This window comes from Rhizobium sp. NZLR10 (assembly GCF_019685125.1).
Classification (GTDB): domain Bacteria; phylum Pseudomonadota; class Alphaproteobacteria; order Rhizobiales; family Rhizobiaceae; genus Rhizobium.
Genome location: NZ_JABDWE010000024.1, coordinates 1 through 21,183, shown reverse-complemented (window position 1 = coordinate 21,183; position 21,183 = coordinate 1). Strand labels below are relative to the sequence as shown.

Sequence of the window (21,183 nt, the reverse complement as noted above, 5' to 3'; positions counted from 1 at the left end):
GAAGCGCTGTTGCCCAGAATTGCGTAAAACAAACGGTTACAGCAGTGACAGTTGCACGCCGCTACCATCAGGCGGCACGAACAGGTCGTCGCGCAATGGCATGCCGCGTCGCGTCAGGCCGAAACGTCTTGCCGCCATTTCAAAGCGCCGGGCGATCTGCCAGGCATAGGGACCGGCGCCCTTCATACGTTTGCCGAATTCGGCATCATAATCCTTGCCGCCGCGCATCGAGCGCACCAGCGACATCACATGCCGGTAACGATCGGGGTAGTGCTGCAGCAGCCAGTCGCGAAACAGCGGGCTGACCTCGAGCGGCAGCCTCAGGATGACATAACTCGCCTCGGCTGCGCCGGCAGCCTTGGCCGATTCGAGGATGCGTTCCAGCTCGTGATCGTTCAGCGCCGGGATCAGCGGGGCGGCCATCACAGCCGTCTGGATGCCTGCTTCCGACAGCGTGTGAATGGTCTCCAGCCGGCGCGGCGGCGTGGCGGCGCGCGGCTCCATCGTCCGGGCAAGCTTGCGGTCGAGCGTGGTCACGGAGATGCCGACGCGCACCAGGTTCTTCGCCGCCATATCCTGCAGAATATCGAGATCCCTCAGGATCATCGCCGACTTGGTGACGATCGATACCGGATGGTTCGCCTTGTTCAAGACCTCAAGAATGCCGCGCATGACGCGCCACTCCTTCTCGATCGGCTGATAGGGGTCGGTATTGGTGCCGATCGCGATCGCCCGCACCTTATAACCCGGTTTGGCGAGTTCCCGCTCCAGCAGTTTTGCCGCATCCGGCTTGGCAAAGAGCTTCGTCTCGAAATCGAGCCCCGCCGAGAGCCCCATATAGGCATGTGTCGGCCGCGCGAAACAATAGATGCAGCCATGTTCGCAGCCACGATAGGGATTGATCGATCGGTCGAAGGGAATATCCGGCGATTCGTTGCGGGTGATGGCCGTGCGGGGTTTCTCGATCTGCACGTCGGTCTTGAACGGCGGAAGCTCTTCCAGCGTCTGCCACCCGTCATCGAAGGTTTCCCGCTGCAGCGCCTCGAACCGCCCGGTCGGGTTCAGTCCCGCCCCACGCCCGCGCCGCCGATCGACCTCGATCCGCAGGCCGGAAGACACCATCATCGCATCGGCAATATCTGCTGTGTTGGCAGGCGCGAATGCGGCCTGCCCTGCCAGGGACTGCTCTCTCATCGGATTCTCCCGTGACGGAAAGCCATCGCTCCCGCCCGTTTTGATGATTAAATTCCTATCCGCAAAACAAGAACAATGCAAGAACAAAATGCGGAAAACGCCGCTGGCAAAATTTTGTGCGGCGCATTATGAATAGGCAATGTTGACGGTTGTTCTCGAATGTCAGGATCAGGAATCTGAGCTGGCGCAGACCCTATCGGTATTGGTGGCAGGCGCGGTGGAGGGGCTCGTCAGCGATGTGGTCGTGCTCGATCACGGCTCGCGCGACGGCACCTCGCGGCTCGCCGACGCCGCCGGCTGCCGTTTTCATTCGCAGTGGGATATCAAGGACATCGTCCGCTCGGCCCGCGGCGAATGGCTGCTTTTCGTCGAGCCGGGCGCCAGACCCCAGGCCGGCTGGATCGACGAGATCGCCGAATATGTCGCGCTGAACAAGCTGCCGGCGCGTTTCACCGCCTCGCGTGGCTACCGGCGCCCGTTCCTCCGCCGCCTCGGCCGCGCCGTGCCGCCGCTGGAGCTTGGTTTGCTGATGCCGAAGAAACAGGCGCTCGCCGCTGCCCATAGCGGCATGCGCCTTGCTGAGTTCGCCAAGGGTCAGAAGCCACGCAAGCTCGCGAGCGAACTGATTCCCTCCTGGGTCGCCAGAGCCGCGCGGTAATATTCGCGCTCCTCCCGTCATCGCGCAAAGATGGCGCCCAATGGAATTTTGCGCTATAATTCGTCGATGGCGCCGCCGAAGCGCCTCGCTTCGCAACGGATGGCCATGGAATGCCGGTGGACGGCAGAACAGGTCAGCGAAAATCTCCTCTTCTGCCGGGGTCCCGGCGAAAGGAGGTGCGTCATGGCACACGGTATGGTCTACGGCCTGCTGGCCGTCATATTGCCGACATTGATGATCGCGCATCCGCATTCGGCAGCATCGCAGACGATGCTCAGTTGCGCAGGCCGATCCGACGTCGTCAATTTCCTCGACAGGAACTTCGCTGAAAAGCTGACGGCAGTCGGCCTGGTCAACCAGAACGCCGTTCTCGAGGTCTATGCCGCCGAAAGCGGAACCTGGACGCTCGTCGTCACGGATGTTCATGGCATCAGCTGCATCCTGCTGTCGGGTGACAGCTGGGAAACGATGCCCGCTTTGCCGGGCCTTGCCATATAGCGAATTCAAAAGCGCGGCCCGCTTTAGTTGTTTTATGAATGTCGGTATCCCGGAACCGCGGCACACTCCCGGGCGACATGCATTATTTCGCCGCGCCGCGTTTCAAATGCTCGTCCAGACGCGGCATGATTTCGACGAAATTGCACGGCGCGCTGCGGTAGTCGAGCTGCCCTTTCAAAATGCCGTCCCAGGCATCCCGGCAGGCGCCGGGCGAGCCCGGCAGCGCGAAGATGAAGGTGGCGTTGGCAACGCCTGCCGTAGCGCGCGACTGGATCGTCGCCGTGCCGATCTTCTCATAGGAGATGCGGTGGAAGATGGCGGAAAAGCCGTCCATGCGCTTTTCGAACAAAGGTTCCAGCGCCTCAGGCGTCACATCGCGGCCGGTGAAGCCGGTGCCGCCGGTGGTGATGACGACGTCGATCTCGTCCCGTTCGGTCCAGGCCTTCACCCGGGCTGCAATTTTCTCCCGATCGTCAGGCACGATCGCTCGGTCGACCAGCCTGTGGCCCGCCTCGGCAATTCGCTCCGCCAGCGTGTCGCCTGACTTGTCCGTCTCCGGGGTGCGCGTATCCGAAACTGTGAGAATCGCGATGCCGACGGCGACGAAGGGCCGCTTTTCTTCCAGACCAGCCATCACATGCCTCCTGAAACCGTTTCCGTTACCTGAAAATACCAGTCGGGCCGCTCGGCGTGAAGAGCTGCCGCCGCATCTTGCGCGGCCGTCATGCTGGCAAAGATCCCGAAACAGGTGGCGCCGGAACCGGACATGCGAGCCAAAAGCGCGCCGCGCGCCTGCAGCATCGCCGAGATTGCCGCAATCTCAGGCACGAGATCGCGCGCCGGCGGTTCCAGGTCGTTACGGGCAGCGCCAATCGCCGCGAGCCAGCCGGTAGCCCCACGAAGACCCGGAGCGAGGTTCAGAGCCGGATTGTTCTTTGTCGGCAGTCGGCGGAAAACCTTGGGCGTCGAGACACCCTTCAGCGGGTTGGCGAGCACCATGGCAAACGCGGGCAGATCCGGCACGGCTTCGATCTGTTCACCGATGCCGTGGGCAATCAGCGGCCGGCTCTCAAGGCACATCGGCACGTCGGCGCCGAGCTGCAGCGCCAAGGGCGCGAGCGTCTCCACGGGCAAGGTCGTCTCCCAGAGCCGCATCAGCCCGCGCAGCGTCGCGGCCGCATCGGCTGAGCCGCCGCCGATGCCGGAGGCGATCGGCAGGTTCTTTTCCAAGTGGATGTGAACGGGGAAGGCGAGGGGGCCGACCGCCGCGCGCAACAAATCACGCGCCCGCAGCACCAGATTGGCTTCGCCGTCGCCGGCAAGCGTCTCGCCGAAACGGCCCGACAGGGAGAACGCGTCGGCCGGCGCGCGCAAGAAGCTCAGCCGATCGCCGCAATCTGCGAAAGTGACCAGCATATCGAGCAGATGATAACCATCTGCCCGCTGGCCCGTCACATGCAAAGCGAGGTTGATCTTCGCGCGAGCCTCTTCGGTGACACTGAAAGCGCCTGATATGCCCTCGTCAGGCATGTCTCGCCCGTCAGGATTTCTTGTCGACCGGCGGCGGGGTGACCGGTGCCGGATCCGGCTGCTTCTTGTCGGCCGCTTTGGCATCGTCGCTGGCGGCAGGCAGGCCGTTGGCGACCTTTTCCTTGATCTTCGGGACCTCGGCGGCTTCGGGTTCGGAGGCGAGCGCCCGGTTCCACTGATAAACGGCTTCGAGCTTGCGGCCGACGCGCCAATAGGCATCGCCGAGATGGTCGTTGATCGTGGCGTCGCCGGCCTTGATCTGTGCTGCCCGTTCCAGTTCGTCGACGGCGTCGTCGAAGCGGTTGAGGCGGAAATAGGCCCAGCCGAGCGAATCGATGATGTAGCCATCGTCTGGGCGAAGGTCGACGGCCTTCTTGATCATGCCGAGACCTTCGTCGAGGTTCCGGTTCATGTCGATCCAGGAGTAGCCGAGATAGTTCAGCACCTGCGGCTGGTCGGGATTGAGCTCCAGGGCCTTGCGGAAGTTCGGTTCCGCCTGGTCCCACTTCTTCAGCCGCTCATAGGCGATGCCGCGCTGGAAGAAGACGCTCCAGTTGGCACGGCCGGGAATCGGACCGATCGCTTCGACGGCCTTGTCGTAATTGGCCGCCATCGCCTCGTAGTCCTTGGCGTCGGAGAGCACGCTGCCATAGGCGAGGTAGCTGCGGATATCCTTCGGGTCGGAGGCGATCAGCGCCTGCAGGTGCTTGCGCGCCTCGTCTACCTTGCCGCCCTGGGCAAGGGCGAGGCCGAGTTGCAGTTCGGAGATGCGCCGCATCGGCGAATTCTCCGGCACCTTCTTGTAGAGCGCGATGGCGCGGTCCATCTGGTTCTGCTTCTCGGCGATGCCGCCGAGCAGCACCAGCGTATCGGCGCTGTTCGGGTCGAGCGCATTGGCGGTCTGCAGGTAAAGCGAGACGATATCCTCGGCGCCGTCGCGGTTCAGCGCGCCGCCGACCGAAAACAGCACGCCGGCGGCCCCTTCTTCGGCCGTCTTGACCTGCTGTTCCTGCTTTTCGTCTTTTTCGATACTGGCGCGCAGCGCGTTCAACGGCGCATAGTTCGGCAGCAGATTGTCGCCGACGGAGACGGCGTCGAGCGCCTTCTGCTTATTGCCTTGTATTGCCTCGAGGCGTGCAAGTGCCATCACTGCGCGCATGAAGGTGTCGGGCGCCGTCGCACCTCCCTCCTTGTCGAGCACGGCATCGTTCAGATGCTTTCGGGCGGATTTCACGTCGCCGGTGGTGATGGCGATCGCGCCTGCATTATAATTCTGGAAGATGCCGACCCAGTCCGGCCCCTTCATCTTCTCGACCATGACGAGCGCTTCCTTGCCGCGGCCGGCGCCGACGCGAGCCCAGGCGAGCAGCAGGTCGTTCATCATCCGATCGAGATCGTTCGGCCCGTTATATTTGAGGATGGTCTCGGCGGTCTTGTAGTCATCACGGCGCACGGCATCCATACCGCGCACGATCGTGGTAATGCGCTCGACGGACGGATCGCCCTTCAGGTCGTTGGCATATTTGACGCCGTCCTTGATGTCGCCATTGAGCAGCAGCGAGATCATCAGCCGCTGGCGGATCTCGGGATTGCCGGGCTCGATCTGCAGCGCCTTCTTGTAGAGTTCGATCGCCGTTTCATAGTCATGGTCGACATCGGCCGTGCGCGCCGCGAGGAAGGCGCCGGAGAAAGTGGTAACGCTATCGGCATCGAAGCTGTCGGTTGTTCCGGCTTCACTCGCCTTGGCCGCATCCTCGGCGTTGACACCGCCGACGCCGCCCAGCGAAAGGACAGCGGCAAGCGCTGCGCTCGTAAGAAGACGGATGGCAATTCTCTGCCGCATTAGGAAACCTTTCTTCGACAGCGTCCCGACACTGGTGCCGGTCGCAAACCAGTTGCGCTCACTGATTCATAACAGGATGGCTTTTTTGAAGCGGCGCTGCAAGAAAATCAGCCCGCAATCGAGCATGTGTGATCAGTTGACACGCTCGATGCAGAAATCGATCACTTCCATCAGGGCGGATTTCCATACCGTATCGGGCAGGGGCGCAAGCGCGTCCCTTGCGATCGTGCCGTAATGGATCGCGCGGCCGATCGTGTCGGCGAGCGTGCCGTATTTGGTGATCAGCCCGAGCGCTTTTTCGAGGTTCGCGTCGGTGCTGTTGCCGGCTTCGATCGCATCGCGCCAGAAGGCGCGCTCGTCCTCGGTACCGCGGCGATAGGCGAGAATGACCGGCAGGGTGATCTTGCCCTCGCGGAAATCGTCGCCGACATTCTTGCCGAGATCGGCCGCCTTGCCGCCATAGTCGAGCGCGTCGTCGACGAGCTGGAAGGCAAGCCCCAGATTCATCCCATAGGATTTCAATGCATTGCGACCGGAGCGACCGGCCTCGGCGACGATCGGCCCGACTTCGGCGGCAGCGGCAAAGAGGGCGGCCGTCTTCGCGCGGATGACAGAGAGATAATCGTCCTCCGTCGTCTCCATGTTCTTGGCGACGGAAAGCTGCAGCACCTCGCCTTCGGCGATCACGCAGGCAGCGGAAGACAAGACGTCGAGCGCATCGAGCGAGCCGACATCGACCATCATGCGGAAGGCCTGGCCGAGCAGGAAGTCGCCGACCAGCACACTTGCCTGGTTGCCCCAGATCATCCGCGCTGTCGATTTGCCGCGGCGCAGATCGCTTTCGTCGACGACATCGTCATGCAGCAGCGTCGCCGTGTGCATGAACTCGACTGACGTGGCGAGCTTGACATGGTTTTCGCCCCTGTAGTCGAACAGCGAGGCGGACGCCAGCGTCAGCATCGGCCGCAACCGCTTGCCGCCGGACGAGATCAGATGGTTCGCCACTTCGGGGATCATCTGCACATCGGAGCCGGCCTTGGACAGAATGAGCTGGTTCACCCGCTCCATGTCCGCCCTGGTGAGATCGACCAATGGCTTGATGGATGCCAGTTTGTTTTTGCTTTCTTCAAGCGGTATGACCACGCCCAACGACCCGGACTCCTGTTCATTCTTTGCATCTGACAATAGAAAGGGGCGATGGACGCGGCAAGGGGTGAATTGTCGCGCAAGACGAAATTGGAAGGAAAACGACGGCAAATGCATGAACTTATCCGCGCCAACGACCCCGTTCTGCTCTCCTTTGCCGAGAGTTTGATGAAGGATGCCGGAATTCACTGCTTCATCGCCGATCAGGGCATGAGCGTCCTGGAAGGCTCGCTCGGCATGCTGCCGCGCCGCCTGCTGGTGGATGAAGAGATGGCCGATCAGGCGCGCCGCATCCTGACCGACGCCGGCCTCGGCGGCGAATTGCGCGACAGGAAGTGAGCGCCCGATGACCGGGGAGCCTGCCGAAACCATCGATGCCTTTCATCGCGGCGCCTTCCATCTGGTGCAGCCGAAGGGCAGGGGCCATCGCGCCGGCATGGATGCGATGCTGCTTGGCGCCCTCGTCGCTGACGATCGGCCGGTCAGGGTCGCCGATCTCGGCGCCGGCGCTGGTGCTGCCGGCCTTGCCGTCGCCTCGCGCCTTGCCGATGCGGACGTGGTGCTTTTCGAGCGTTCGGCCGAGATGGCCGATTATGCCCGCCGCAGCATCCTTCTGCCCGAAAATGCCCATTTCGCCGCCCGCGTCAGCGTCGTCGAAGCCGATGTGACGCTGACTGCCAAGGCGCGCAACGATGCCGGTCTCATCGACGAGAGTTTCCACCACGTCATCATGAACCCGCCCTTCAACCACGCCGGCGACCGGCGCACGCCGGATGCGCTGAAGGCCGAAGCCCATGCGATGACCGACGGCCTGTTTGAAAGCTGGATCCGCACGGCTGGCGCCATCATGATCTCGGGCGGGCAATTGTCGCTGATCGCAAGGCCGCAATCGATCGCCGAGATCGTTATCGCCTGTGGCCGGCGTTTTGGCGGCATCGAGATCACTACCATTCATCCGCGCCAGGGTGAAAACGCCGTCCGTATCCTGATGACGGCGATCAAGGGATCGCGGGCTCGACTGTCGCTGCGCGCGCCTCTGATCATGCACGAAGAAGGCAGCCATAAGTTCTCCCCTCTCGTCGATGATTTCAACAATGGCTGGGCGGCCTATGCCAGGCTTTGAAAGCGCGTGCATCGAAGCTGTTCATTGGCGAGGGATGATTTGTGACAATATCCGACCCGCGGAAGCGCCTGCTCGATCTTCTGCGCATCGTTGCTGCCTATAATGACAAAGGATATCAGTGGATCCCGCATGACGCTGCACAGGTGGCGCTTTACCGACATCGGGTCCAAAGCGAGATCCTGCAGCTAACGACTGAGATCGGCGAGCAAGCCTTCAGCGCCGATCTGCTTGACATGTTGAAATCCGGCGTGGCCGTCCGAGACGACAGCGGCGATGCCCATCTCCTGGCCAAATCGGAACTCTCCTGAATGGTCGGAAAACCGCAGTTAGAGACCTGGTGGATCCAAATCGATCGATGAATGGCGGACAAATCAAAGCGCGGCGCATCAACCAAGGTCGATGCGCCGCGCTGTCGTTTCTTAGTCCCGGACCGCCGCACGCAGCCGGCGCCGCACTTTCGTTAGCCGGTGACGAAGTCGAAGAGCAGCTTGACGTTGAGGCCGGCGATGACGACTGCGATCAGATAGGCGATGCCGCTCAGCCAGCGCGGCGCGACGAGTTCGCCCATCTTGGCCTTGCTGGCGGTGAACATGACAAGCGGGAAGACGGCGAAGGAAAGCTGCAGGCTGAGCACCACTTGAGTGAGGATCAAAAGCTCCGCCGTGCCCTGGTCGCCATACCAGATGGTGACGATCGCCGCCGGCACGATGGCGATGGCGCGGGTGATCAGCCGGCGCACCCAAGGTTTCAGCCTGATCTTCAGGAAGCCTTCCATGACGATCTGGCCGGCAAGTGTTGCCGTCACCGTCGAGTTGAGGCCGCAGCATAAGAGCGCGATGCCGAACAGCGTCGGCGCGATGGCGAGACCGAGCAGCGGCGACAGCAGCGAATAGGCGTCGCCGAGTTCGACGACATCGGTCTTCCCATGCGCATTGAAGGCGGCAGCCGCGAGAATCAGGATCGAGGCGTTGACCAGCAGGGCGAAGCACAGGGCCACCGTCGAGTCGATCGTCGCAAAGGTCAGCGCCTCCTTCTTCTCGGGAACCGTATGGCCATAGGCCCGTGTCTGGACGATGCCGGAGTGGAGGTAGAGATTGTGCGGCATGACGGTCGCGCCGAGAATACCGAGCGCCAGATAGAGCATCTCCGGATTGGTGACGATCTCCGTCGTCGGGAAGAAGCCGGTGACGACGGCGCCCCATTGCGGGTCGGCAAGCAGGATCTGCACGCCGAAGCAGACCGCGATGACGCCGAGCAGCGCAATGATGAAGGCTTCCACCCAGCGGAAACCAAGCTTCTGCAGGAAGAGGATGACGAAGACGTCGAGCGCGGTGATCAGCACACCAAGTTCGAGCGGGATGCCCATCAGCAGGTTGAGGCCGATCGCCGTGCCGATCACCTCGGCGATATCGGTGGCGATGATGGCGATTTCCGCAAAGGCCCACAGCGGTATCGAGACATATTTCGGAAAGGCGTCGCGGCAGGCCTGCGCGAGGTCACGGCCGGAGGCGATCGCCAGACGTGCGCAGAGCGATTGCAACACGATCGCCATCAGGTTGGAAAGCAGCGCGACGGTGAGCAGCGCATAGCCGAATTTCGAGCCGCCGGCGAGCGAGGTCGCCCAATTGCCGGGATCCATGTAACCGACGGCGACCATGTAGCCCGGTCCGGCGAAGGCGGCCGCCCGCCGCCATCTCGAGCTGTGACGCCCGGTTCCGACGGTGCGGTAGACATCCGATAGCGACGCCTCGCCGCGTTCGTGCCGCCAGCCGCTTCTTGCATTCGGATTCAGGGCATCCATGCGATTTCCACCTGTTTATCGTGTCTGCACTATGACGAATTAGAATGATAATGCAAGTCATTCGCAACAACAAAATCAATCCGATGTTTTCAGGTCCGATGTTTCGAGAACGCAGCCATTGCGTTTGTCGTTCCAGCGCATACATGGATGCCGATCGCGGATTGACGATCGTGCGACCCGAAGCGAAGGATAAGAGATGGCTGGATTGTTGAGAAAGCTGCTGCCGAAACGGTTCCGCAAGGACGGCATCACCATCCCGGTCGTCCGGCTGCAGGGGGCGATCGTCAGCGGCGGCGGCCAGTTCCGGCCGGCCCTCAATCTCGCCAATGTCGCTCCGGTTCTGGAGAAGGCCTTCGCCATGAAGGACGCGCCGGCGGTTGCCATCTCGATCAATTCGCCCGGCGGTTCGCCCGTCCAGTCCCGCCTGATCTTCACCCGCATTCGGGAACTCGCTCGCGAGAAGCAGAAGAAGGTGCTGGTCTTCGTCGAGGACGTCGCCGCGTCCGGCGGTTACATGATCGCCCTTGCCGGCGACGAGATCATTGCCGACGCCACCTCGATCGTCGGCTCGATCGGCGTCGTTTCCGGCGGGTTCGGCTTTCCCGAGCTCTTGAAGAAGATCGGCGTCGAGCGCCGCGTTTACACCGCCGGCGAAAACAAGGTGATCCTCGACCCTTTCCAGCCCGAAAAGGAAAAGGACATCGAATACCTGAAGAGCCTGCAGCTCGAAATCCACCAGGTTTTCATAGCAATGGTGCGCGAACGCCGCGCCGGCAAGCTGCGGGATGATGCGGCGGTGTTCTCCGGCCTGTTCTGGAGCGGCACCCGCGGCCTTGAGCTCGGCCTCATCGATGGCCTCGGCGACATGCGCCAGGAATTGAAGCGGCGCTACGGCCAGAAGACCAAGCTGGAGCTTGTCACCGCCGGCCGCGGCCTGCTCGGCCGCCGCATTCCCGGCGTGTCGCCGGTGTCGCTCGAAGGGGCGGCGTCCGGTCTTGCCACAGGGCTTGCCGAAGCGGCGGAAGAAAGAGCATTGTGGAGCCGTTTCGGGCTTTGAGGGGAGCAGAATAGGGTCATGCCGCAGCTTATTACCATCCTGATCCTGGTCTTCTCAGCCTGGTGGCTCTATCGCCGCTTCGTCTCCGATGCCCGCAAGCTCGCCGAAAAGTCGCGCCGGGCTGAGAAAGAGCGCCAGACCGGCGCGATCGGCACGCTGGTCAAGGATCCGGTGACCGGGGAATACCGGCTGAAGCGCGAGGGAGAATAGGCGCCACAGCTCCGCTTGCCGCGCGTCGGGGCTGCCCCTCATCCGGCTGCCGCCACCTTTTCCCCGCAAACGGGGCGAAGGGGATATGCCGCAACGTCTCCGTCCCTCGCTGGCTTCTCGCAGGGCACGTCCCCTCGCCCCGTTTAGGGGGAGAGGGTTAGGGTGAGGGGCAGAGGCTCTCTCCACACAGCGTTGCCACCCGCGCAAAACTCTTGACCCCTGCCGCCCTCCATGGCACCTGTCGCGCCGATAATCTCTAAGCAATCGGTGCCGTTTCATGTCAGCTATGCCAGACCATATGAACCCGAAGCGCTCCTTCCAGGCGCTGATCCTGACCCTGCATAACTATTGGGCGGACAAGGGTTGCGCGGTGCTGCAGCCCTACGACATGGAAGTCGGCGCCGGCACCTTCCACCCCGCCACAACGCTGCGCGCCCTCGGCCCCAAGCCGTGGAAGGCCGCCTACGTCCAGCCGTCGCGGCGCCCATCCGATGGCCGCTACGGCGAAAACCCGAACCGGCTGCAGCATTATTACCAGTATCAGGTCATCCTGAAGCCGAACCCTGCGAATCTGCAGGAGCTTTATCTCGGATCGCTTTCGGCGATTGGTCTCGATCCGCTGCTGCACGATATCCGCTTCGTCGAGGACGACTGGGAAAGCCCGACGCTCGGCGCCTGGGGGCTCGGCTGGGAATGCTGGTGCGACGGCATGGAAGTGTCGCAGTTCACCTATTTCCAGCAGGTCTGCGGCATCGAATGCTCGCCGGTCGCTGGCGAACTGACCTATGGCCTCGAACGCCTCGCCATGTATGTCCAGGGTGTCGACAATGTCTACGACCTGAACTTCAACGGCCGCGAAGGTGATGAGAAGATCAGCTATGGCGATGTCTTCCTGCAGGCCGAGCAGGAATACTCTCGCCACAATTTCGAATTCGCCAATACCGAGATGCTGCATCGCCACTTCGTCGATGCCGAAAAGGAATGCCGGGCGCTGCTCGATGCCGGCGCGCCTGCCGACAACGCCAACCAGCGCCTGCACAAATGCGTCTTCCCGGCCTATGACCAGTGCATCAAGGCCAGCCACGTCTTCAACCTGCTCGACGCCCGCGGCGTCATCTCCGTCACCGAGCGCCAGAGCTATATCCTGCGCGTGCGCACCCTCGCCAAGGCCTGCGGCGAAGCCTTCCTGCTGACCGACGCTGGCGGCGTCAACCTGTCGAAAGAGGCGGCGTGACGCAAAAGCCTGCCAGCCGTATCGTCCATATCAACGGCTGGCCAGGCACCGGGAAGCTGACCGTCGGCCGTTTGCTGGCTGAAAGGCTCGGCGCGCGGCTCATCGACAATCACACGCTGCTCAATCCGGCCGAGGCTCTGTTCTCCCGCAGCGATCCGTTGCACGCATCGCTGCGCGGGCAGATCCGCCAGGCGTTTTTCGACCATGCCGTGCGCGCCGACCCGGCCGAAAGCTTCGTCTTCACCGATGCGCTCTCGGATGACGCAGATGATAGTGCGGTCTTCTCCTGGTATCGCGATCTGGCTGCCGCAAGAGGCGTTAATCTTGTGGCGATCCTGCTCGATTGTGCGCCGGAAGAGAATGCCAGGCGCCTTGCCTCTCCCGGTCGGTCCGAGGCGCTCAAGCTGACGGATACGGCAACGCTGCAACGGTTGCGGGCAAACTATAAACTGCTGCGCGGACTGGCTGAACGCACCGTCGAAATCGACACGACAGGCCTTTCGCCGGAGCACACGATGGCCCGAATCCTCGGAGATATCGGCGTTTGACGGCTACCGGGAAACCTGCGTAGTCTCCGCCCGGACATTACTTCGCTGCGGGGGATTCGCGATGTATATTGCACTTGGCGTCATCGTTCTGGTCGTGCTCTACGTCGTCTTTATCTACAACGGCCTGGTTCGCTCCCGGCAGATGGCGGAGGAAGCCTGGTCGGGCATCGACGTGCAGCTGAAGCGCCGTGCCGATCTGATCCCGAACCTGATCGAGACGGTCAAGGGTTATGCCGCCCATGAAAAGACCACGCTCGAAGAGGTGGTTTCGCTTCGCAACAAGGCGCAGGCGGTGCCATCAGGCGATGTTGCCGGCAGGGCGCAGGCGGAAGGCCTGCTTGGCCAAGCGCTCGGGCGGGTCATCGCGCTCGCCGAAGCCTATCCCGATCTCAAGGCCAACCAGAATTTTGCCGAGCTGCAGGCCTCGCTGGAAACCATGGAAGGCGAGCTGCAGATGGCGCGGCGGTATTACAACGGTGCCGCCCGCGACCTGAACGTCAAGGTCGAAAGCTTCCCCTCCAATCTCGTCGCCGGCCAATTCGGTTTTGCCAAGCGGGAATATTTCGAAATCACCAACGAGACCGACCGCGCCGTTCCCAGCGTGAAATTCTGACGATCCGGCATTTTGCCTTTGCGAAAAAGCGATTAAGAGCAGGGGCAGACTGCGGCCGATAAGGCTCGCCCCATGGACGGAAGACTCAGCATGACACGCACAGCCAAACTCACGATCATCCCGCCGGGCAAGCCGCTTTCGGGCCGCGCCATGCCGCCGGGCTCGAAGTCGATCACCAATCGCGCGCTGCTGCTCGCCGGCCTCGCCAAGGGCACGAGCCGGCTGACCGGTGCGCTGAAGAGCGACGATACGCGCTATATGGCCGATGCGCTGCGCGCCATGGGTGTTGTGATCGACGAGCCCGATGATACCAGCTTCGTCGTTACCGGCAGCGGCAGGCTGCTGCCGCCGAAAGCGCCGCTCTTCCTCGGCAATGCCGGCACGGCGACGCGCTTCCTGACGGCCGCGGCCGCCCTGGTCGACGGCACGGTGATCGTCGATGGCGACGAACATATGCGCAAGCGCCCGATCGGCCCGCTGGTCGAGGCGATGCGCACCCTCGGCATCGATGCGAGCGCCGAAACCGGCTGCCCGCCGGTCACCGTCAAAGGCACCGGCCGCTTCCAGGCCGACCGCATCCGCATCGATGGCGGTCTGTCCAGCCAGTATGTCTCGGCGCTGCTGATGATGGCGGCCGGCGGCGACCGGCCGGTCGATATCGAACTGGTCGGCGAGGATATCGGCGCGCTCGGTTATATCGATCTGACCACGGCGGCGATGAAAGCCTTCGGCGCCAAGGTCGAAAAGACCAGCGCCGTCACCTGGCGCGTCGAGCCGACCGGCTACCGCGCCGCCGACTTCATCGTCGAGCCCGATGCCTCGGCTGCCACCTACCTCTGGGCCGCCGAGGTCCTGACCGGCGGCGCGATCGATCTCGGCGTTCCCTCCGACGCCTTTTCGCAGCCGGATGCGCGCGCCTACGACATGATCGCCCGTTTTCCGCAGCTGCCGGCGGAGATCGACGGCTCGCAGATGCAGGATGCCGTCCCGACGCTTGCGGTGCTTGCCGCCTTCAACGAGACGCCGGTTCGCTTCGTCGGCATCGCCAACCTGCGCGTCAAGGAATGCGATCGTATCCGGGCGCTCTCGACCGGCCTCAACGGTATCGTTCCGGGGCTTGCCCGCGAAGAGGGCGACGATCTGATCGTAAAGTCCGATCCCGCACTTGCAGGACAGCGTCTTCCGGCCGAGATCGACAGCTTTGCCGATCACCGTATCGCCATGAGTTTCGCGCTCGCCGGGCTGAAGATCGACGGCATCACCATTCTCGATCCCGATTGCGTCGGCAAGACCTTCCCCGCCTATTGGCGGACGCTCGCCGCCCTCGGCGTGACATATCAGGACAAAGATTGAGGTAACGTGCAGCCGAGGCTGCCGGCGGGGAGACAGGGATGGGGCGTCGGTTTTTCGGGTTTTGTTTTGCACTGCTGTTGATGTTCGCTGCTCCGGCGGCCTTTGCCGCCGAGGTCATCGACAGTTTCGCCTCCGACATCGTACTCGAAAAGAGCGGCGCGATGACGGTGACGGAAACGATCACCGTCGATGCCGAGGGTAACCAGATCAATCACGGCATCTTTCGTGATTTCCCGCTCTACTTCACCGATGCCGCAGAGCGTCGCCGCAGCGTCGATTTCAATATGGTCTCGGTGCAGCGCGACGGCGCGGATGAGCCCTGGCATACCGAATCGATTTCGGGCGGCATCCGCATCTATGCCGGTTCTGCCGACGTGAGGGTGACGCCGGGTCGTCATCGTTATGTCTTCACCTACCGGACCAACCGCCAGATCCGCTATTTCGACGATCATGCCGAACTCTACTGGAACGTCACCGGCAATGGCTGGATCTTCCCGATCCGCTCGGCCACGGCGACGGTGACGCTGCCGCCGGGTGTTACCGCCACCGACACGGTCTTCTTTACCGGCCCTCAGGGCGGGACGGGAAAGAACGCCAGCGTCGACGAGACCGGCGCCGGCCTGGTCTTTGCAACGACCGCGCCGCTTGACGCCAATGAGGGCCTGACTTTCGCGATCCGCATGCCGAAAGGGTCGATCGATCCGCCGAGCGCGGATATGGAAAGCACATGGTGGCTGAAGGACAACCGTAATTATTTCATCGGCTTCGGCGGTCTGATCCTGGTTTTCGCCTATTACACCTGGTCCTGGCTGAAAGTCGGCCGCGATCCCGCCCGCGGCGTCGTCGTGCCGCGCTGGGACGCACCTGATGGCATCTCGCCGGCGCTGGTCAACTACATCGACAATAAGGGCTTCTCCGGCGAGGGCTGGACCGCGCTGTCGGCCACGGCGCTCAATCTTGCCGTCCGCGGTTACGTCAAGCTCGAAGACCTGAAGAATTCAATCGTCATCCAAGGTACCGGTAAAGCGCTCGGCAAGGAGAAATTCCAGGCCGGCGAAATCGAATTGCTGAAGGTTGCCGGCGGTGCGGGTTCGACACTGGCGATCGACAAGGCCAATGGCGAGCGGGTCAAATCCGTCGGCCAGGCCTTCCGTTCGGCGATCGAGAAGGAGCACCGCGGCAAATATTACAATTCCAACCTCGGTTATACCGCAGGCGGCATCGCGCTCAGCGCCGCCGCCCTGGTGGCGCTGTTCGTCTTTGGCTCGCTGGAACCGGAGACGATCGCGCTGATGCTGATCCCGACCGCCATCGCGGTTTTTGTTGCCGTGTTCGCTGCCGCCCTCGTCAGGTCGCTGCATCGCGGCACGTCGCTGTTCGGCAAGATCATCGCCATCATCGCCACCGCGGTCGGCGTTTTCGTCGGCATCAGCATTCTTGCGGTCGTCGTTATGGCGCTTGCCTCGTCGCTGGTGGAACTGCATGAAACGCCGATGCTCTTTGCCGTCGGCGGCATCGTGCTTTTGAACATCCTCTATTTCTTCATCATGAGCGCGCCGACCCCGCTCGGCGCCAAGATGATGGATGGCATAGACGGCTTGCGCCAATATTTGACGCTGGCCGAGAAAGACCGGATGAACACGGCGGGCGCCCCGCAAATGTCGCCGCGGCATTTCGAGACGCTGCTGCCTTATGCCGTGGCGCTTGGGGTCGAAAAACCCTGGTCGCGCACCTTCGAGACCTGGCTTGCAGCCGCCGCGGCCGGTGCGGCTGCCGCCTATGCGCCCGCCTGGTATTCCGGCAATTTCAACAGCGGCAGCTTTTCCGACCGCATCGGCGGCTTTTCCTCGTCGATGGCCTCGACCATCGCCTCGACGATCCCTGCGCCGCCGCCCTCGAGTTCGTCCTCCGGTTTTTCCGGCGGCGGTTCGTCCGGCGGGGGTGGCGGAGGCGGTGGGGGCGGCGGCTGGTAAGCTTTCCCGCTTGACCTTTCGGCCCTTGGCCCTTAACCGCCAGAGGCAAAAGGAAAGGGTGGCGCATGAAGGTTCTGTTGATCGGATCGGGCGGACGCGAGCATGCGCTCGCCTGGAAGCTGGCGCAATCGCCGTTGATGACGGAATTCTACGCCGCACCCGGCAATCCCGGCATAGGCGAACACGCCATCCTCGTGCCCTTGAATATCGAGGATCATGAAGCAGTCGCCGCTTTCTGCCGAGAGAAGGCGATCGATTTCGTCGTCGTCGGCCCGGAAGCGCCGCTGGTCGCCGGCCTTGCCGACCGGCTGCGCGCCGACGGTCTGACGGTCTTCGGCCCCTCCGCCGCCGCCGCCCAACTCGAGGGCTCGAAGGGCTTCACCAAGGATATCTGCGCCCGCTACGGCATTCCGACGGGCGCCTACCAGCGCTTCAACAATGGGCCGAAGGCCAAAGCCTATATCCGCGCTGAAGGCGTGCCGATCGTCGTCAAGGCTGACGGCCTTGCCGCCGGCAAGGGCGTGACGGTTGCGATGACTCTGGATGAAGCCTTGGCGGCCGTCGACGACTGCTTCGAGGGCGCCTTTGGCGAAGCCGGCGCCGAAGTCGTCGTCGAAGCCTATCTCGATGGCGAGGAGGCAAGCTTCTTCTGCCTCTGCGACGGGAAGAACGCGCTGCCGCTCGCAACCGCCCAGGATCACAAGCGGGTGGGCGAGGGCGATACCGGCGTCAATACCGGCGGCATGGGCGCCTATTCGCCGGCGCCTGTCATGACTGCCGAAATGGTCGAGCGCACCATGAAGGAGATCATCGAGCCCACGATCCGCGGCATGGCTGAGAGCGGTCATCCCTTCTCCGGCGTGTTTTTCGCCGGGCTGATGATCACCAGGAAGGGGCCGGAACTCATCGAATACAATGTCCGCTTCGGCGATCCCGAATGCCAGGTGATGATGATGCGGTTGAAGAGCGATCTGCTGCCGCTGCTGCTTGCCACCGCCAACGGCACGCTCGATCAGCTGAAGGCGGAATGGAATGACGATCCGGCGCTGACAGTGGTCATGGCCTCCAAAGGCTATCCCGGCGCCTACGCGAAGAATACGCCCATCCTCTCCGTGCCCGAGGCAGGCGAGGGCGAGAAGGTGTTTCATGCCGGCACGGGTCTCAAGGACGGCGCGCTGGTTGCGACCGGCGGCCGCGTGCTGAACGTCACCGCCTCGGGCGGCACGGTGGCCGACGCCAAGGACCGCGCCTACGCGCTGCTCGACCGGGTGAGGTGGGAAAACGGCTTTTGCCGGCGCGACATCGGCTGGCGGGCGATCGAGCGCGAAACGGGCTCGGACAAAGTATAAACCGCGGCGTTCTTTAAATTTTTACCCTTTCCCCTGACGGGATGGAAACAAAGCTGCGCTATACCGCTCTCACAGTGAGACGGAGGTGCGTTGATGCGTCAGATTTTCCTCGGTGCGGCAATCCTGCTGATGGCAGGTTCGGCGATGGCGTCCTCGATCGAGGTGATCGGCAAGACCGCGCCGCACGCTGACGGCAGCATCGTCACCGAAACCTGTGTCAATTGCCCGCCGCTGCAGGCCGAACTCGTCAAGAAGGACTATAAGGTGCCGGAACTTAAGCCCGGCGTCCTCCAGGCCAGTGAAGTCCGCGATGTCGGCGGCGAAAAGAAGATCTATCGCACCGAAGGCTGGATGGGCGGCTCACCCGTAGTCTTCGTCAGCAAGGCGACCCCGGAAGCGATCATTGCGGCCATGCCGCCGACCCCGCCTGCCGATGGCATCGATATGAGCGCGACGACCGCAGCCGTCATCGGAAGCGACACCAAGCCCGTTGCCGCCGGCATGGCGGAACAACCGGCGACGCTTAACGTTTCCGAATTCAAGATGCGTTTTTAAAGCAACTTCGGTTTTAACGTCCGGAATTGCGTAAAGACGAAAGTTCCCTGCCCCTGCCTGATCAAGGTTTCGATCGCTTGGGGTTCCACTTCGGTGGACCGGATGCATCCTCGAAGAGAAGCGAGGGTGCATTCCTGTTTTGGAACATATGCGGAAAAATGGGCGCGGATTTCGGCCCTTGCAGACCGCCGGATGAACGTCCGGCGGTTCTGCTTTGTCGGTGCCCCCAGATTTTTAGGGAATTCGCGTCGTAAACAGTAAAATTAAAGCTTTCTTATCGGATAAGCCTCAATTGTTACTCACCGGTCGCAGCATGTTGTTTTTAGCAGCGGTAGACGCGTCGTCTTCTTGGGCGCGCTCGCACAAGCGGTAGAAGACCGCACCGGAATGCCCCACCATTCCCGTTGCGAGGATTCATGAAAAATCTCAAAATATCGAAGCAGCTCATATTGCTGGTCATCGGCCTGATGATCGCCTTCGCGATCGCCACGTCCCTGCAGATCCGCTCCTCGGTCGATGCGATCTACAAGGAGCGCTATGACATGCTCCGTTCCGAAGTTCAGTCGGCGGTCTCTGTTCTCAAGCTTTACCAGGCCAAGGTCACCGCGGGCGAAATGACGCTTGAGGACGCCCAGAAGCAGGCCTACGCCACCGTCAATGCAATGAAATACGATCCCGATGGCTATTTCTTCGGCTATAGCTACGACATCCAGATGATGTTCCACTTCGATGCCTCGAAAGTCGGGCAGATCAACAAGGGCCAGCCGGACAGCAAGGGCAAGCTCTATCGCGAAGAGCTGGTCAGGCTCGGGCAGCAGGGTGGCGGTCTCGTCGAATATTATTCCACAGCCAAACCGGGTCAGCCGGCTGGCGATTTTCGTAAGACGGCCTATGCACTGGCCTTCGACCCTTGGAAGGTCGTCGTCGTCACCGGCGTCTACATGGAAGATCTCGATGCCCAGATCAACAGCACGATCCTGACCGCCTTGTCCGGCAGCATCATACTGTTCTTCCTTGCTATTTTGGCCGCTTATGTCGTCATCCGCGGCATTTCGGGCCCTCTCAACAGCGTCCATGCCGCCCTGAAGGCGGTGGCCGAAGAGGACGTTTCCATCGCCATTCCGCATACCGGCATGAACAACGAAGTCGGGATGATGGCCAAGGCGACGCAGTCGCTGCAAGAAAAGATCAGGGAACGCCATGCGATGTCGGATCGCGAGGCGGCCCAGCAGCTGGCGCTGGAAAACGAGCGCGAGAACAACCTGCGCCAGCAACAGGACGAAGCGACGCTCCAGGCCCGGGTGGTGACGACGATCGGCCAGGCGCTGGAGATGATTGCGCGTGGCGATCTCACCGTCCGCTGCGCCGATCTCGGCCAGAAATATGCCGCCCTTCGCGACAACTTCAACGATGCATTGTCGCATCTCGAAGCCGCCATGGCCAAGGTCAGCGCCAAGGGTACCGATATCGGCACCAGCAAGGAAGAGATCCGCCGCGCCTCCAACGAATTGTCGCAGCGCACCGAGCGCCAGGCGGCAAGCCTCGAGGAAACCTCGGCGGCCCTCGACGAACTCACCGTCGCCGTCCGCCAGACGGCCGACGGCGCCCATGAGGCGAGCAAACGTGTCCATTCGGTCAGCACCGAAGCCACCCACAGCGATGCGATCGTCACCCAGGCGATCGAAGCGATGAGCGGCATCGAGAAGTCGTCCTCGGAGATCACCAAGATCATCGGCGTCATCGACGAGATCGCCTTCCAGACCAACCTTTTGGCGCTGAATGCCGGCGTCGAGGCGGCCCGCGCCGGCGAATCCGGCAAGGGTTTTGCGGTCGTCGCCCAGGAAGTCCGCGAACTTGCCCAGCGTTCCGCCGCTGCGGCCAAGGAGATCAAGGACCAGATTGCTCGTTCTTCCAGCCAGGTCGACCATGGCGTCCGACTGGTCGGCGAGGCTGGCGAGGCGCTGAAGCGCATCTCCGACCAGATCAAGGCTGCCAACGAGATCGTCGCCAAGATCGCCCACAGCGCCTCCGAACAGGACACAACGCTGCGCTCGATCTCGTCGTCGATGAACCAGCTCGACGCCGCCACCCAGCAGAACGCCGCCATGGCCGAGGAGACCACGGCCTCGGCGGAAACGCTGGCCACCGACACCGACGAGCTGATCGATCTCATCCGCGGCTTCCGCGTCAGTGGCGAAAACATTGCTCCGGCCATGCATCAGGGTCGCCGCGCCGCTTAAACGGCGCGGGGACAATCGGCGTTTCATCACCAAATTCTTAGCGGCCGTCGGTTCTCCGGCGGCCGTGCCGTTTTGGACGCCTATCAGCATGAATGAAATTGCTCGGCGAGAGCAGCCCCTCATCCGCCCGGCACCTTTGTAACTTCCCTTTACCCGCTATTGGCGTAGTACTGCCTGTTGCGGTGGCGGATGGAAGACCGTTGCACCTTTGGGACACCAAGCCCGTGGGAGAGCCTGGGTCTCCGTCCGCCGTTCCAT

21 protein-coding genes are annotated in these 21,183 nt (G+C 62.4%); 15 read left to right on the top strand and 6 right to left on the bottom strand.

Features of this window, described 5'->3' with window-relative positions; genetic code table 11:
- Positions 1 to 36: 36 nt before the first annotated feature.
- Positions 37 to 1,194 (bottom strand): PA0069 family radical SAM protein, encoded by a 1,158-nt coding sequence (locus HJB82_RS28240; RefSeq protein ID WP_221142146.1) that lies wholly within the window; start codon positions 1,192 to 1,194, stop codon positions 37 to 39.
- Between the two features lie 139 nt (positions 1,195 to 1,333).
- Here HJB82_RS28240 and HJB82_RS28235 point away from each other — a divergent pair, with 139 nt between their 5' ends.
- Both HJB82_RS28235 and HJB82_RS28230 read left to right on the top strand, forming a co-directional pair.
- Positions 1,334 to 1,852: a glycosyl transferase gene (locus HJB82_RS28235; RefSeq protein ID WP_221142144.1), complete on the top strand. Its 519-nt coding sequence runs from the start codon at positions 1,334 to 1,336 to the stop codon at positions 1,850 to 1,852.
- A 183-nt stretch (positions 1,853 to 2,035) separates the two neighbouring features.
- Positions 2,036 to 2,350 (top strand): hypothetical protein, encoded by a 315-nt coding sequence (locus HJB82_RS28230; protein WP_207583136.1) that lies wholly within the window; start codon positions 2,036 to 2,038, stop codon positions 2,348 to 2,350.
- An 82-nt stretch (positions 2,351 to 2,432) separates the two neighbouring features.
- On the opposite strand, the gene moaB is transcribed toward HJB82_RS28230, so the two are convergent.
- The 4 genes from moaB to HJB82_RS28210 form a co-directional block, all read right to left on the bottom strand.
- The gene (gene moaB / locus HJB82_RS28225) at positions 2,433 to 2,984 is read right to left on the bottom strand and encodes a molybdenum cofactor biosynthesis protein B (RefSeq protein ID WP_221142142.1); all 552 of its coding nucleotides are present in this window, start codon (positions 2,982 to 2,984) and stop codon (positions 2,433 to 2,435) included.
- Positions 2,984 to 3,880 (bottom strand): 4-(cytidine 5'-diphospho)-2-C-methyl-D-erythritol kinase, encoded by an 897-nt coding sequence (locus tag HJB82_RS28220; protein WP_221142140.1) that lies wholly within the window; start codon positions 3,878 to 3,880, stop codon positions 2,984 to 2,986. Before HJB82_RS28220 ends, moaB begins: the two co-directional genes overlap by 1 nt.
- A 10-nt stretch (positions 3,881 to 3,890) precedes the next feature.
- On the bottom strand, positions 3,891 to 5,723 hold the full coding sequence (locus HJB82_RS28215) for a tetratricopeptide repeat protein (RefSeq protein WP_207583139.1): 1,833 nt from the start codon (positions 5,721 to 5,723) through the stop codon (positions 3,891 to 3,893).
- 132 nt (positions 5,724 to 5,855) lie between these two features.
- Positions 5,856 to 6,872: a polyprenyl synthetase family protein gene (locus tag HJB82_RS28210; protein ID WP_207583140.1), complete on the bottom strand. Its 1,017-nt coding sequence runs from the start codon at positions 6,870 to 6,872 to the stop codon at positions 5,856 to 5,858.
- 108 nt (positions 6,873 to 6,980) lie between these two features.
- Here HJB82_RS28210 and HJB82_RS28205 point away from each other — a divergent pair, with 108 nt between their 5' ends.
- Genes HJB82_RS28205 through HJB82_RS28195 form a run of 3 tightly spaced genes read left to right on the top strand, consistent with a single transcriptional unit; the run spans position 6,981 to position 8,300 of the window.
- Positions 6,981 to 7,208, top strand: coding sequence for a DUF2007 domain-containing protein (locus tag HJB82_RS28205; RefSeq protein WP_007632954.1), 228 nt, complete (start codon positions 6,981 to 6,983; stop codon positions 7,206 to 7,208).
- 7 nt (positions 7,209 to 7,215) lie between these two features.
- The gene (locus HJB82_RS28200; protein WP_221142138.1) at positions 7,216 to 7,992 is read left to right on the top strand and encodes a tRNA1(Val) (adenine(37)-N6)-methyltransferase; all 777 of its coding nucleotides are present in this window, start codon (positions 7,216 to 7,218) and stop codon (positions 7,990 to 7,992) included.
- A 41-nt stretch (positions 7,993 to 8,033) separates the two neighbouring features.
- A complete protein-coding gene (locus HJB82_RS28195) occupies positions 8,034 to 8,300 on the top strand; it encodes a hypothetical protein (protein WP_207583142.1) in 267 nt (88 codons plus the stop codon).
- A gap of 152 nt (positions 8,301 to 8,452) precedes the next feature.
- Here HJB82_RS28195 and HJB82_RS28190 read toward each other — a convergent pair whose 3' ends face one another.
- Positions 8,453 to 9,793, bottom strand: a complete 1,341-nt coding sequence (locus HJB82_RS28190; RefSeq protein WP_207583143.1) for an Nramp family divalent metal transporter — start codon at positions 9,791 to 9,793, stop codon at positions 8,453 to 8,455.
- Positions 9,794 to 9,989: 196 nt separating this feature from the next.
- Between HJB82_RS28190 and HJB82_RS28185 the strand changes: the two genes are divergently transcribed.
- The 10 genes from HJB82_RS28185 to HJB82_RS28140 all read left to right on the top strand — a co-directional run bounded on the left by HJB82_RS28185 (position 9,990) and on the right by HJB82_RS28140 (position 20,925).
- Positions 9,990 to 10,850, top strand: coding sequence for a S49 family peptidase (locus tag HJB82_RS28185; protein WP_221117948.1), 861 nt, complete (start codon positions 9,990 to 9,992; stop codon positions 10,848 to 10,850).
- Between the two features lie 18 nt (positions 10,851 to 10,868).
- Positions 10,869 to 11,060, top strand: coding sequence for a hypothetical protein (locus HJB82_RS28180; RefSeq protein ID WP_207583145.1), 192 nt, complete (start codon positions 10,869 to 10,871; stop codon positions 11,058 to 11,060).
- Between the two features lie 277 nt (positions 11,061 to 11,337).
- Entirely contained in the window at positions 11,338 to 12,294 is a 957-nt protein-coding gene (locus HJB82_RS28175; RefSeq protein WP_221142137.1) for a glycine--tRNA ligase subunit alpha, read from the top strand.
- The gene (locus HJB82_RS28170; protein WP_221133253.1) at positions 12,291 to 12,842 is read left to right on the top strand and encodes an AAA family ATPase; all 552 of its coding nucleotides are present in this window, start codon (positions 12,291 to 12,293) and stop codon (positions 12,840 to 12,842) included. The genes HJB82_RS28175 and HJB82_RS28170 overlap by 4 nt, the downstream gene beginning before the upstream one ends.
- 61 nt (positions 12,843 to 12,903) lie before the next feature.
- Positions 12,904 to 13,455 (top strand): LemA family protein, encoded by a 552-nt coding sequence (locus HJB82_RS28165; RefSeq protein ID WP_207583148.1) that lies wholly within the window; start codon positions 12,904 to 12,906, stop codon positions 13,453 to 13,455.
- A 90-nt stretch (positions 13,456 to 13,545) separates the two neighbouring features.
- The gene (locus HJB82_RS28160; protein ID WP_207583149.1) at positions 13,546 to 14,808 is read left to right on the top strand and encodes a 3-phosphoshikimate 1-carboxyvinyltransferase; all 1,263 of its coding nucleotides are present in this window, start codon (positions 13,546 to 13,548) and stop codon (positions 14,806 to 14,808) included.
- A 38-nt stretch (positions 14,809 to 14,846) separates the two neighbouring features.
- Positions 14,847 to 16,781, top strand: a complete 1,935-nt coding sequence (locus tag HJB82_RS28155; RefSeq protein WP_221142135.1) for a DUF2207 domain-containing protein — start codon at positions 14,847 to 14,849, stop codon at positions 16,779 to 16,781.
- A gap of 65 nt (positions 16,782 to 16,846) precedes the next feature.
- Positions 16,847 to 18,130 (top strand): phosphoribosylamine--glycine ligase, encoded by a 1,284-nt coding sequence (gene purD / locus HJB82_RS28150; RefSeq protein WP_207583151.1) that lies wholly within the window; start codon positions 16,847 to 16,849, stop codon positions 18,128 to 18,130.
- A gap of 93 nt (positions 18,131 to 18,223) precedes the next feature.
- Entirely contained in the window at positions 18,224 to 18,685 is a 462-nt protein-coding gene (locus tag HJB82_RS28145; RefSeq protein ID WP_207583152.1) for a plant virulence effector HPE1-like domain-containing protein, read from the top strand.
- Positions 18,686 to 19,101: 416 nt separating this feature from the next.
- On the top strand, positions 19,102 to 20,925 hold the full coding sequence (locus HJB82_RS28140) for a methyl-accepting chemotaxis protein (RefSeq protein WP_221142133.1): 1,824 nt from the start codon (positions 19,102 to 19,104) through the stop codon (positions 20,923 to 20,925).
- Positions 20,926 to 21,183: the final 258 nt, after the last annotated feature.